This is a genomic window from Gilliamella sp. wkB178 (genome assembly GCF_001690705.1).
In the GTDB taxonomy this organism is placed as follows: Bacteria; Pseudomonadota; Gammaproteobacteria; order Enterobacterales; family Orbaceae; genus Gilliamella; species Gilliamella apicola_K.
In genome coordinates, this window is record NZ_LZGK01000014.1 from 258,958 (window position 1) to 270,526 (window position 11,569).

The 11,569-nt window shown below is 34.8% G+C and carries 13 protein-coding genes; all 13 read left to right on the plus strand.

Going from position 1 to position 11,569, the window contains the following annotated elements:
* The first annotated feature begins 26 nt into the window (after positions 1-26).
* The 13 genes from A9G13_RS09415 to A9G13_RS09475 all read left to right on the plus strand — a co-directional run bounded on the left by A9G13_RS09415 (position 27) and on the right by A9G13_RS09475 (position 11,552).
* A complete protein-coding gene (locus A9G13_RS09415; RefSeq protein ID WP_065557355.1) occupies positions 27-338 on the plus strand; it encodes an antibiotic biosynthesis monooxygenase family protein in 312 nt (103 codons plus the stop codon).
* Positions 339-394: 56 nt separating this feature from the next.
* The gene (locus A9G13_RS09420) at positions 395-1,957 is read left to right on the plus strand and encodes an alanine/glycine:cation symporter family protein (RefSeq protein WP_065557356.1); all 1,563 of its coding nucleotides are present in this window, start codon (positions 395-397) and stop codon (positions 1,955-1,957) included.
* Positions 1,958-2,174: 217 nt separating this feature from the next.
* Positions 2,175-2,774: a LemA family protein gene (locus A9G13_RS09425; RefSeq protein WP_065557357.1), complete on the plus strand. Its 600-nt coding sequence runs from the start codon at positions 2,175-2,177 to the stop codon at positions 2,772-2,774.
* Positions 2,775-2,779: 5 nt separating this feature from the next.
* Entirely contained in the window at positions 2,780-3,688 is a 909-nt protein-coding gene (locus A9G13_RS09430; protein WP_081301223.1) for a TPM domain-containing protein, read from the plus strand.
* A 401-nt stretch (positions 3,689-4,089) separates the two neighbouring features.
* Positions 4,090-4,398, plus strand: coding sequence for a PRD domain-containing protein (locus tag A9G13_RS09435; protein ID WP_081301231.1), 309 nt, complete (start codon positions 4,090-4,092; stop codon positions 4,396-4,398).
* Between the two features lie 47 nt (positions 4,399-4,445).
* The gene (locus tag A9G13_RS09440) at positions 4,446-4,811 is read left to right on the plus strand and encodes an SFCGS family glycine-rich protein (RefSeq protein WP_065557360.1); all 366 of its coding nucleotides are present in this window, start codon (positions 4,446-4,448) and stop codon (positions 4,809-4,811) included.
* A gap of 16 nt (positions 4,812-4,827) precedes the next feature.
* A complete protein-coding gene (locus A9G13_RS09445; RefSeq protein WP_065557361.1) occupies positions 4,828-5,124 on the plus strand; it encodes a DUF4312 family protein in 297 nt (98 codons plus the stop codon).
* A 20-nt stretch (positions 5,125-5,144) separates the two neighbouring features.
* Positions 5,145-5,897, plus strand: coding sequence for a DUF4311 domain-containing protein (locus tag A9G13_RS09450; protein WP_065557362.1), 753 nt, complete (start codon positions 5,145-5,147; stop codon positions 5,895-5,897).
* Positions 5,898-5,912: 15 nt separating this feature from the next.
* The gene (locus tag A9G13_RS09455; RefSeq protein WP_065557363.1) at positions 5,913-6,566 is read left to right on the plus strand and encodes a DUF4310 family protein; all 654 of its coding nucleotides are present in this window, start codon (positions 5,913-5,915) and stop codon (positions 6,564-6,566) included.
* A gap of 51 nt (positions 6,567-6,617) precedes the next feature.
* Positions 6,618-7,772, plus strand: coding sequence for an amidohydrolase/deacetylase family metallohydrolase (locus A9G13_RS09460; RefSeq protein ID WP_065557364.1), 1,155 nt, complete (start codon positions 6,618-6,620; stop codon positions 7,770-7,772).
* Positions 7,750-8,889, plus strand: a complete 1,140-nt coding sequence (locus A9G13_RS09465; protein WP_065557365.1) for a DgaE family pyridoxal phosphate-dependent ammonia lyase — start codon at positions 7,750-7,752, stop codon at positions 8,887-8,889. Before A9G13_RS09460 ends, A9G13_RS09465 begins: the two co-directional genes overlap by 23 nt.
* Positions 8,889-9,629 (plus strand): 2-dehydro-3-deoxy-phosphogluconate aldolase, encoded by a 741-nt coding sequence (gene dagF, locus A9G13_RS09470; RefSeq protein ID WP_065557366.1) that lies wholly within the window; start codon positions 8,889-8,891, stop codon positions 9,627-9,629. The genes A9G13_RS09465 and dagF overlap by 1 nt, the downstream gene beginning before the upstream one ends.
* A 3-nt stretch (positions 9,630-9,632) precedes the next feature.
* Positions 9,633-11,552 (plus strand): BglG family transcription antiterminator, encoded by a 1,920-nt coding sequence (locus A9G13_RS09475; RefSeq protein WP_065557367.1) that lies wholly within the window; start codon positions 9,633-9,635, stop codon positions 11,550-11,552.
* Positions 11,553-11,569 lie beyond the last annotated feature (17 nt).

Here is an 11,569-nt window from a genome sequence, read left to right on the forward strand (position 1 = left end):
TATTTGTATATCAAAAGGAGATTTGTATGTATATTGTCATGAATCGCTTTAAAATTAAACGTGGTAGTGAGGATGCTTTTATTGAAATATGGCGTAACCGCGAAACACATTTGAATGAAATGAAAGGTTTTAATCGCTTTTATTTTTTACAAGGAAAAACAGAACAAGAATATACTTTATTTTCATCATTTGCTGAGTGGGAAACCAAAGCAGATTTTGAAGCGTGGGTAAATTCTGAACAGTTTCATGCAACACATAGAAATACCAGTAGTCGGCCAAATAATAGAGATATTTACTTTGAACCAGCTGAACTAGAGTTTTTTGATGTCATTTTGTAATATTCATTAATAAGAATTATTTTGGGTATCATTTATAAAAATAATAAGGGATATAAGTGGACGAGATATTTAATTTTATTAATCAGTTTTTTGCCTTCCTAGCGCCTATTACTGATGCAATTTGGGATTTTCCAACTAATTTAACTTGGTATCGAGAAATTCCGATTCTAGGGCAATTTTCTTTTCCTGTTATTTTATTAATTGGTGTCGGCATTTACTTTACGATTCGGACCAAATTTATTCAAAGTTTGAGTTTTCGCCCGGCAATTAAAATTATGTTAGCAAGGCAACCATCAAAACAAGGCATTAGTGCCATTGGTTCATTTATGCTAGGTCTTGCAATGCGAGCGGGCCCAGGAAATATTGTTGGGATCACTGGGGCTATCTCGATTGGTGGTCCAGGCGCTCTATTTTGGATGTGGATTGCCGCTTTTTTTGGTATGGCATCAGCTTTTATGGAATCCGTATTAGCACAGCTTTTTAAAGAGAAGAAAAACGATGAATATGTAGGCGGATTACCTTTTTATGGTAAACGAATTCTAGGTAATAAACGTTTTGTCGGTATCTTTTTATCGTGTTTATTCATTTTCTATGCACTTTTCAATATTCCGGCACAAACTTTCAATGTGTTTTCTGCGATTGGTGCTATTGCTGAAGCTGCTACTGGTGAAGTGTATAGTCGTCAATCAACGCTCTATTATACCATTGCTGCTTTACTTGTAATTACTTGCGCTTTTATTATTTTTGGTGGTATTCGTCGGGTAGTGGCATACTCGGATCTGCTAGTGCCACTTAAAGCAATTATCTTTTGTGGAATGTCAGTTATTATTATTTTGATTAATTTTCCACTTATTCCCTATTTTTTTAAGGAAGTAATTGTGGGTGCGTTTTTACCTCATGCAATTTTCGGAGGAACAATTGGCACGGCGTTAGCTCAAGGTGTTAAGCGGGGATTGATGTCAAATGAAGCCGGACAGGGTACCATTACTATGGCAGCAGCAGTTGCCAATAACCGTCACCCTTGTGAACAAGGCTTAGTTCAAAGTTTTGGTGTCTTTTTTGACACCATGGTAATTTGTACAGCGACAGGTTTTATTGTAGTCATGGCACACGTTTGGACCGGATACACTGATGGAGCCATGTGGGAATCCGTGCGCGCATCTAAAATTGGTCTCTATCTTACTTCAGTTAAAGAGCTTGCCCCTAATGGTATCGCAACAGCTGTTGAAATTATTATGTGTACCTGCTATGGACTATTTGCTTTTACTACCTTACTCGGAATGATTTCATTCGCCGAAATTTCAGCAAATTTTATTTCCAAAAAATACCGTTTTATTTTGGTGATTCGTATTTTGGGATCACTTATCTTTGTTCCTTTTGGGGCGTTAACAATTTTAGCCGGACTTGAATTGGGTAATTTATGGTATATCTCAGATTTAATGAATATCATTATGGTCTATCTAAATATCCCATTATTGCTTCTTGGGTTACCTTTTGTTTTAAAAGCTATGGCGCATTATCGTAAAACCAATGGTGCTAAATTTGTCTCCAAAGAGTTTGGCTTTGAAACGGAATGTTGGGTGGAAGATCAAGAGTTTAAACATGATAAATTGAACTGATATTGTATTACAAATGGTCTTAGCTGTTTTGTATATTCACAATGTGCTTAAAGTTGAAAACAGACTATATTCTCATCAGTTTTAAAATTAATAAGAAATAGTTTGTTTTAGATTTAGAAATACTGGGACAGAGGAATGATAAATTTAATTAAATCTTGATATAATTATTTATCTTTCCTTAAACTGCTTAATAATTTATTAACTATTAGGGCTTACCATGAAATTAAAACCAATTTATATCCTTCTTGCGTTAGTTATTGTGGGTGCATTTGTTTTTTTCAATAACTATAACAATATTCAAACTCAAGACGAAAAAGTAGCGGCGTCATGGGCTGAAGTACTTAACCAGTATAAACGTCGTGCTGATCTAGTTCCTAATTTAGTTAATACCGTAAAAGGTTATGCTGAACACGAAAAAACAGTGCTAACCGAAGTAACTGAAGCACGAGCTAAAGTCGGTTCTATTCAGATTAATGCAGAACAGCTTTCGGATCCTACAATATTTGCGAAGTTCCAACAGGCACAATCTGAATTAAGTACTGCTTTAAGTCACCTAATTGCGGTTAGTGAAAATTATCCAAAACTTCAAGCCGATAATCTCTTTCAAGATCTAATGAGCCAACTAGAAGGCACCGAAAATCGTATCACCGTTGCTCGTGGTCGGTACATTGAAACAGTGCAAGCTTTTAACACCTATATTCGTAAGTTACCAACTAAATGGGTAGCAGACATGTTAGGTCAGCAACCGAAGCAACAATTTACTGTCGATAATGAAAAACAAATATCGGATGCGCCTGCAGTTAGTTTTGGGCAGTAAAGTTAATGAAAAGGTATTTGGCAATTAGTTTTCTGTTAATAATCAGCTGGTGTAGCTACGGCTTAACTGATATTCCTGCTTTGCACCAGCGGGTTATTGATACAACTAATACATTAACCTCAACGCAACTACTTAATTTAGAGTTAAGTATAACCGAATTTGAAAAAACAAGAACAGATGGCGCCCAAATTATAGTATTAATGACTGCTAAACTCGATAATGAAACCATTGAACAATATGCTGAACGAGTGTTTAGAACATGGGGTATAGGTAGAAAAGGTCTGGATAATGGCATTTTATTACTGATTGCCAAGGATGACAGGCGAATGCGTATTGAAGTTGGTTATGGATTGGAAGGCACGATTACGGATTTAGTAGCTAGCCATATTATTCGAGAACAATTAACCCCACAGTTTAAACAAAATAATTATTATCAAGGTATCAATAATGCCATTATTGCATTGAAAAAAGCCTTAGCCAACTCCGAAGAACAAGAACAAAGTCGGATTGATGATCTTAAAGCGGATAAATATGCTGAAGATTATTCTCAATGGGTTGGTTTATCTTTTATTGTCTGTTTTATCTTTGCTCGCTTTGTATTTGCAACTTTAGTTAAACGGGTATTGGCTACTGGAATATTGAATGGTATTTCTATGACTGGATTCGAATTATGGAACGGCTATTCATTATTCGAACAACCAGAAATTTTACTAATGAATGTTATTTCAAGTGCGATTATATGTTTATTAATCTATGGGTTTCTTTTTTTAACCAAAGCACGAAGTAATCGTAATGATGATAATGATCATTTTTCTGGTGGTAGTTTTGGCGGAGGTTCCAGTAGTGGCTCTGATAGCTTTAGTGGTGGAGGCGGTGGTCGTAGCGGCGGCGGCGGTGCATCGGGTAGCTGGTAAATTAAAAAATAGTTAATTTTAAACTTAGTGATTTTATTCTTAATTATATTTTTGTTGAGATTATTCACTTTTTTTCTATTATTGAATCACAATGAATTCATTTTTATTGATTAAATGTGTCAATTAAGTAGTAAAAATAGTAATTTTATTGTGTATCTATATGCTTATTTATACTTCATTTTATGATCCAAATCACAAAATTAAAAATTGATTATATCCAATAAACTGCGATATTCATTAATACAATTCTAACTTATTACAGTATTTAACCCAATTTATAATAAATTTCCTGTTGGTGATGGAAAAAGTCTCTATCCACATCAGTTCATGTTTAATTTACGCTTAAGTAATCTTAAAAAACAAAAAAAATTGTATTTAGTATGAAACAAATAAAATTTCGAATGATCGAAGACAACCTTAAACCTGAATTAGTAACAGAACAAACTATTAAAATTATTAATAATTGGTTAGCGGAACATAAAATTACTCAAGATGAAGTACAAAAAGCAATGTTATTTTCACATGTTAAAGCTATGGTTGAAAGAGCCAAAACATTAGAAAAAATACCAGAAGTAGATCCGACATTGTTTGCAGAAATATCAGAAGAATCCTTAGAGTTAGCACGTAAAACTGTGAAATTGTTTGATAACTTACCAATGGAAGAGGCTTATTTATTGGCAGTTCATTATGAAGTGGCCAAAGCAAATTAAAAATAATACTAAACTTTTAAAAAACAATAATTAATAGGAGAAACTTTATGGCAGAAGTTGTCATTGTCATCGGCGATAGAATGGGAAAAGGGCAAAAAATTGCAACTGGTATTAATTCTGTAGAAGGTTGTCGAGCTATTGTCATTCCAGGTATGGCTGCTGATATGAAATTAGGTGATGTAATGAATAAAGAAAATGCCGATCTAGGGCTATCTTTTTGTGGTAGTGGTGGTGCTGGAGCAATTACAGCACAAAATAAGTATGGTTATACTCAACGACATGGTATGCGATCTATTGAAGAAGGTGAAACAGCTATTAATGATGGTTGTAAAGTGCTTGGTTTTGGTTTTATGGATACTGAAGAATTAGGACAACGTATTGCTAAAGCATTTCTAAAAAAGAACCCTCGTTAATAAATGGAAGAACAGCATGAAAAAAAATCAGCAGTTAGTTGTGAGGGTAAAAGGGCAAGGTGATTCTAAGCAGCGAGCATTTGCTCTAGCTTTAAATCAGGTCCAAAAGGAGGTCCTAAAAAATACGCATAATATTATGTTGCGTATTGAACCTCTTAATATTTTAGTGGTGTCGGCTATTGAAAATATAACTACCGAACGCTTTTTATTTATTTTTTTACCAAGGAAAAGAACCTTTTATGAAATCACACTTGATGTGACTGTTGATGTAAGTTTTGTTGATCTAAATAACATTGAATTTACCTCTAAATAACGTAACAAAAAAGGAAAGTTATGGAAATTCTAATTATTGCATTGAAGTCTATTATTATTGGTGGACTTTGTGGTTTTGGGGTCGGTGCAGGAGCAGCTCGTATGTTTCATGCGCCAACATATCAAGGTATGGGTGCGTTCCGTACTTTGGGAGAACTTAATTCCTGTGAAGGAGATCCAGCAGCACATTTTTCATTTGGGCTAGGTTTCTTTTTTAATGCTTGGGCGTCATCGGTAGCTGCAGGTTCTTTCACACAAGATGTAGATCACCGTATCATACCAAACTGGGGTGCATCCTTACTGATGATAAAGAATCGAAATCTTGCAGAAACATTACATGATCCTAAAAAAATGGCATTTGCGTGTATGCTTGTTGGCGTGATTGTTGTGTTATTTCTAAATACAACAACTTCAGCTATACCAGATTCACTAAAAATTACTGCAACCAAAGTATTAGTCCCTGCAGCCAATTTACTTGTTGCCACCGTGATGCCAGTAATTTTCTGGTTGGCTGCTTTAGATGCCGGGCGTCGTAGTGGTTTTTGGGGAACATTATTTGGTGGGCTAGCTCAATTAATTATGGGTAATGCGGTTCCAGGCTTAGTATTAGGTATTTTGATCGGAAAAGGTGTAGATGATAGTGGTTGGAATCGGGTGATGAAGATCATGTTAGTTGCAGTAATTATCCTATTTGTATTGAGTGGATATTTCCGTGGTTTTGATATGAAGTTGATCAATTCTTTTAGAGATGGTCTATCTTATTGGTTTAAATAATAAAGGGAATAAATTATGAATACAGAAACAACTATCAATAAAAGTTTTTGGTATGCTGATTGGTCATTCCCTATTATCTGTGGATTATTATCGGCAGGTATTTTTGCAGGAACGCATACTTTTTATGTTTATGGTATAGGCGCATTTAATGAAATTGCTTTTGTTGCTATGCTTAAGTCAGGCATGACCACAGGTGATTATGGAGCTGTTGCAGCTTTTGGCGCTAGTTTTTTATTTGCGCGAGTTATTGAAGGATCGTTAGTTGGAATACTCGATATTGGTGGAGCATTACAAACTGGTATTGGTTTAGGTGTGCCAGCATTATTACTAGCTGGTGGCTATACTTTACCGATTGAAAACTTCATCGTAGCTTTGGTAACCGGTCTAGTATTAGGAATATTAATTGGTTTAATTATTATCCTCATTCGTAAATTTACAGTTAATAGTGGTGGGGGTTCAACATTTGGTGCCGATGTAATGATGGGCGCCGGTAATGCTTCAGGAAGATTTTTAGGTCCAATGATTATTTTATCTGCTATGGTTGCTTCCATTCCTATTGGTATTGGCTCATTACTTGGTGCATTACTCTTTTATGTCTGGAAAAAACCTATTACGGGTGGTGCAATTTTAGGAGCAATGATCTTTGGTGGTATTTTCCCAATTCTATAATGCTAATGTTCCTCTGTAATCACTTATATTACAGAGGATTTGGAACTAATTATGTATGATTTAGTTATAAAAAATGCCAAGTTAATAAATGATTCGGTTACCGATATTGCTATTTATCTTGGAAAAATTGTTAAGATTGATAAAAATATCACTGAACAATCGCAACGAGTTTTGGATCTTCATGCAAAACATTATGTCAGTGCCGGGTGGATTGATTCTCATACTCACTGTTTTGCTCGTTCACCTATCTACCATGATGAACCAGATTTAATTGGTGTTAAATCTGGAGTAGCATCGGTTGTTGATGCAGGCAGTGTAGGTGCATTAGATATTGATGAGTTTTATCAATTAGCACAGCAAGCAAATACCAATGTTTATTCTTTCTTAAACATTTCCAAAATTGGCTTGATTAGGCAGAATGAACTTGCAGATATGAATGACATAGATGTAGCTTTATTTGATGACAAACTAACTAAATATCCTAATTTTATTATAGGTATTAAAGTACGAATGAGTCGTAGTGTTGTTGGTGAAAATGGAATTCTGCCGTTAATTAAAGCTAAAGATATGCAAAAAAAGAGTGGTTTACCTTTAATGATTCATGTTGGAAATAATCCTCCAGAACTTGATGAAATAGCCGATATATTAACAGCTGGTGATATCATTACTCATTGTTTTAATGGTAAGCCGAATCAAATTTTTGATAAGCAAAATAACCTTCGTGATTCAATTAAACGTGCAATTGCGCGAGGTGTAATTTTAGATATTGGGCATGGCGGTGAAAGTTTTAGTTTTGCTGTAGCTGAACGCGCTAAATGTTTAGATATTTATCCAAATACTATTAGTTCTGATATTTATTCTAAAAATCGTCTACAAGGACCGGTATTTAGCTTAGCTAATGTGATGACTAAGTTTATTTGTCTAGGTTATAGCCGTCAACGCATTATTGATAGTGTTACCATAAACGCAGCACAAATTTTGCATCTTGAAAATAAAGGTAAATTGGAGATTGGTTATGATGCAGATCTCACTATTTTTGATATAAAACAAACCGATATTTCATTGATGGATTCAGAAGGTAAAGTGCGTCAGAGTCATGAACAATTTGTTCCTTTAGCATGTATTGTCGCGGGTAAAGCTGAAAATCCTGCACTCTTTGAAATAACAGAAGAAGGTAGTAAAAATGGGCTTAGAATCTCAAACTGAAAAAAGTATATATGAAAAATACAACTTAAAAAAAGTAATTAACGCTTCAGGCCGTATGACTATATTAGGTGTATCAACACCCAGACCAGAAGTAGTTAATACTGTTTGTAAAGGCTTAAATGAGTATTTTGAAATAAAGGATTTAGTAGATAAAACAGGGCAATATATTGCTAACTTGTTAAATGTTGAGAATGCCGTCGTGGTGTCATGTGCATCAGCTGGTATTGCACAAGCCGTTGCCGGGGTCATTGTTAAAGATGATCTTGACCTATTGTACAATTTACATGCATCAGATAAATATGTGCCACGAGAAATTATTGTCCCTAAAGGTCATAACGTTAATTTTGGCGCTCCAATAGGCACAATGGTTGGTTTAGGTGGCGGTATTGTAGTTGAAGCCGGTTATGCCAATGAGTGCAAACCAGACCATATTGAATCGTTAATTAATCCTGATACGGCAGCTATTTTATATGTTAAGTCACATCACTGTGTTCAAAAGAGCATGTTGTCGGTTACGCAAGCGGCCAGTATTGCTAAAAAGTATAATATTCCACTAATTGTTGATGCGGCGGCGGAAGAAGATTTGCAAACTTATTATCAACAGGGTGCTGACTTAGTTATTTATAGTGGTGCTAAAGCGATCGAAGGTCCAACGAGTGGTCTGGTGATTGGTCGTCAACAATTTGTTGAGTGGGTAAAACTGCAATCACAAGGAATAGGTCGACCAATGAAAGTCGGTAAAGAAGGTATTTTAGGCTTAACTAAAGCTATTGAACTTTATGTTACCGATCCAAGGCAAGAAACTGGTCAACAAATGGTCACAAAAATGACACCATTTATTGAAAAATTAAATGCTATAGATGGTATATCAGCTAGAGTTGTTTGGGATGGAGCAGGGCGAGATATTGCTAGAGCCGAAATATCGTTTGATGCAAAAGTTATAGGTAAAAGTGCCACAGAAATGATACATCTAATGAAACAAGGTGAAATAGCTGTTTATTTTCGAGAATATAAAGCGAATGAAGGCAAATTAGATGCTGACGTGCGTAGTGTGACAGCCGAACAACTCGATATCATCTACAACAAAATTAAAAGAATTATTCAAGGAGCAAACTAATGCAATTGACACCTAATTATTACAATGACCGTGTCTGTTTAAATGTTTTAGCAAATTCAATTGATAATGCAAAAGCAATTTATGAAGCGGCACAAACCCACGTAGTTGTGGGTATTTTATCCAAAAACTATGCAGATAATAGTTCAGCAATTGCAGATATGAAAAAGTATGCCTTGGCAATTGATAATGCAATTTCAGTTGGATTGGGTGCTGGTGATCCGAATCAGTCAACGATGGTTTCGGAAATTTCAGCGGAACTGCAACCGCAACATATTAACCAAGTTTTTACAGGTGTTGGCACAAGTAGGGCTCTGTTAGGACAAAAAGAAACCGTTATTAATGGGTTAGTCTCACCAACTGGAAAAGTAGGTTTAGTTAATATCGCCACTGGGCCATTAAGCTCTAAATCTACTGCCGCAATTGTACCAGTTGAGACAGCTATTGCTTTATTAAAAGATATGGGTGGCAGTTCGATAAAATATTTTCCGATGGGGGGATTAAAACATCAAAATGAATTTGAATATGTAGCTAAAAGTTGTGCAGAAAATGATTTCTATCTTGAACCAACAGGAGGAATAGATTTAGATAACTATGCAGCTATTTTGAAAATTGCATTAGATGCCGGTGTGAAAAAAATCATTCCACATATTTATAGTTCAATTATCGATAAAGCAACGGGAGCTACCAGAATAGCTGATGTTAAACAACTTTTGGCAATTACGCAAAGACTCGTAGGGTAATAAATGACATCTAAAGTGCTGTTTCCTTCTCAGCGATTAGCCTATTTATTTGATACCATAAAAAGCGAAGTATTACCTCAGCAAGAGTTAGCTAATCGTTTTGCAGTGTCGACTCGAACAATTCGCACTGATATAACAGCACTTAACGATATCTTAAAGGATTATGGCGCACAAGTGTCATATACCAAAAATATCGGTTATCAACTTGAGATATCTGATCCCGACCGTTATGCTAAATTACCTATTACACAATCAATAAAGCAAGTACCAAGATCAAGTAAAGAACGGGTATCTGCTTTATTAATTGCCTTTTTAACTCAATCAAATTCGGTTAAATTAGACGATATTGCTAGTGATTGGTTTTTAAGTCGAAGCACTTTACAAAATGATGTGTTTGCAGTTAAACAGTGCTTAGATAAATATAATTTGTCAATTGAAAACCGTCCCTACTCTGGAATGCGATTAATTGGTGATGAATCGTCAATTAGAGCATGTTTAACTGATATTTTATGGCAACGCCATATGGCCGAAGATGTTTTAGCTATCGATAGATTAAGGAAAACTATTTTAAATGACATTGATTTAACTTATCTAGAAAAAATACTACAAAATCAATTTGAACGTTTTGAATTAAAATTAAATGCTGAAGGGCAAAGATATTTAGTCTATAGTTGTGCAGTTTCAATAACCCGTATTACTCAAGGGCACGAACTTCTTGAATATCAAGTGGATAAAATTGACAGTACAATCATTGGTGCCGCGCGAGAGATTTCTGAAGGATTTTCTTATTTTCTAGGTAGTGTACTTTCTGATGCAGAATTTAATTATTTATGTGTGCAAATTATTTCGCGCATCATCATGGATTCTCCAAATCAAACAAAAAGCTTAGCTTTAGTTGAACATATTTTATCTTATATTAATGATTCTTATCATTATAATTTATGGCAAGATAAAAAATTACGTCAAGATATGTTAATCCATATTTCATCAATGCTATCTAGGATTAAATATCAGATCCACACCACAAATCCTCTATTACATGAAATTAAACAATACTATCCCTTTGCTTACGATATCACTTTGTCAGCCTTAACCAATACTGAAAAATATACAGAATCGAAAATGACAGAGGACGAAATTAGTTACTTAGCGGTTCATATTGGTGTTGCCTTAGAACGTAATTATAGTTCCGGTCATGAGCGATTTGCACAAATTTTGTTGGTTAGTGAACTGGGTAATGCAACTTTACGTATGATTGAATCAAAAATTAAGCGTGATTTTCCACATATTAAAATCAACCGTACCCTTTCTTATAGAGAATATGAACAACTTTCACAAATTGAAGAAGATTTCGTAGTATCAACTGTTCGTTTGACTGAAAAAGATAAGCAAATTGTAAAAATTGCCCCATTTCCTACTCCTTACCAATTGGAACAATTAGGTCGATTGGCGATGATTGACCGTACCATGCCTTATATTATTGAACGCTTTTTCGACGAGAAGTTTTTTCTGGTTATAGATAAGCCTATTACCCAAAAAGAACTTTTTAAAAAAGTTTGCCAAAAACTTGAAAAAAGTGGTTATGTTGATGCAGATTTTTTACCGTCAGTAATAGAAAGAGAAGCAATCGTATCAACCTTGTTGGGTGAAAATATCGCCATCCCTCATTCTGTAGGGTTATTAGCAAAGAAAACCGTAGTAACTACAATCCTTGCACCACAAGGCATTGTGTGGGATAAAAACGAAATAGCACATGTCATCTTTTTATTGGCAATTAGTAAAGATGAATATGAAGATGCTATGCGGATCTATAATTTATTTGTTAATTTGGTTAAAGAGAAATCGACCAAACGTTTATTAGAGTGCAAAAAATTTGATGATTTTCGAGTGATAGTAAAAGATAGTTTTGGCCGGCTGTCATAGGAAATTTATAATATTGT

Excerpts from the sequence above, each read along its gene's own strand:
- A9G13_RS09415 (WP_065557355.1), top strand. The coding sequence starts at position 27 with ATGTATATTGTCATGAATCGCTTTAAAATTAAACGTGGTAGTGAGGAT.
- A9G13_RS09425 (WP_065557357.1), top strand. The coding sequence starts at position 2,175 with ATGAAATTAAAACCAATTTATATCCTTCTTGCGTTAGTTATTGTGGGT.
- A9G13_RS09430 (WP_081301223.1), top strand. The coding sequence starts at position 2,780 with ATGAAAAGGTATTTGGCAATTAGTTTTCTGTTAATAATCAGCTGGTGT.
- A9G13_RS09435 (WP_081301231.1), top strand. The coding sequence starts at position 4,090 with ATGATCGAAGACAACCTTAAACCTGAATTAGTAACAGAACAAACTATT.
- A9G13_RS09440 (WP_065557360.1), top strand. The coding sequence starts at position 4,446 with ATGGCAGAAGTTGTCATTGTCATCGGCGATAGAATGGGAAAAGGGCAA.
- A9G13_RS09445 (WP_065557361.1), top strand. The coding sequence starts at position 4,828 with ATGAAAAAAAATCAGCAGTTAGTTGTGAGGGTAAAAGGGCAAGGTGAT.
- A9G13_RS09450 (WP_065557362.1), top strand. The coding sequence starts at position 5,145 with ATGGAAATTCTAATTATTGCATTGAAGTCTATTATTATTGGTGGACTT.
- A9G13_RS09455 (WP_065557363.1), top strand. The coding sequence starts at position 5,913 with ATGAATACAGAAACAACTATCAATAAAAGTTTTTGGTATGCTGATTGG.
- A9G13_RS09460 (WP_065557364.1), top strand. The coding sequence starts at position 6,618 with ATGTATGATTTAGTTATAAAAAATGCCAAGTTAATAAATGATTCGGTT.
- A9G13_RS09465 (WP_065557365.1), top strand. The coding sequence starts at position 7,750 with ATGGGCTTAGAATCTCAAACTGAAAAAAGTATATATGAAAAATACAAC.
- dagF (WP_065557366.1), top strand. The coding sequence starts at position 8,889 with ATGCAATTGACACCTAATTATTACAATGACCGTGTCTGTTTAAATGTT.
- A9G13_RS09475 (WP_065557367.1), top strand. The coding sequence starts at position 9,633 with ATGACATCTAAAGTGCTGTTTCCTTCTCAGCGATTAGCCTATTTATTT.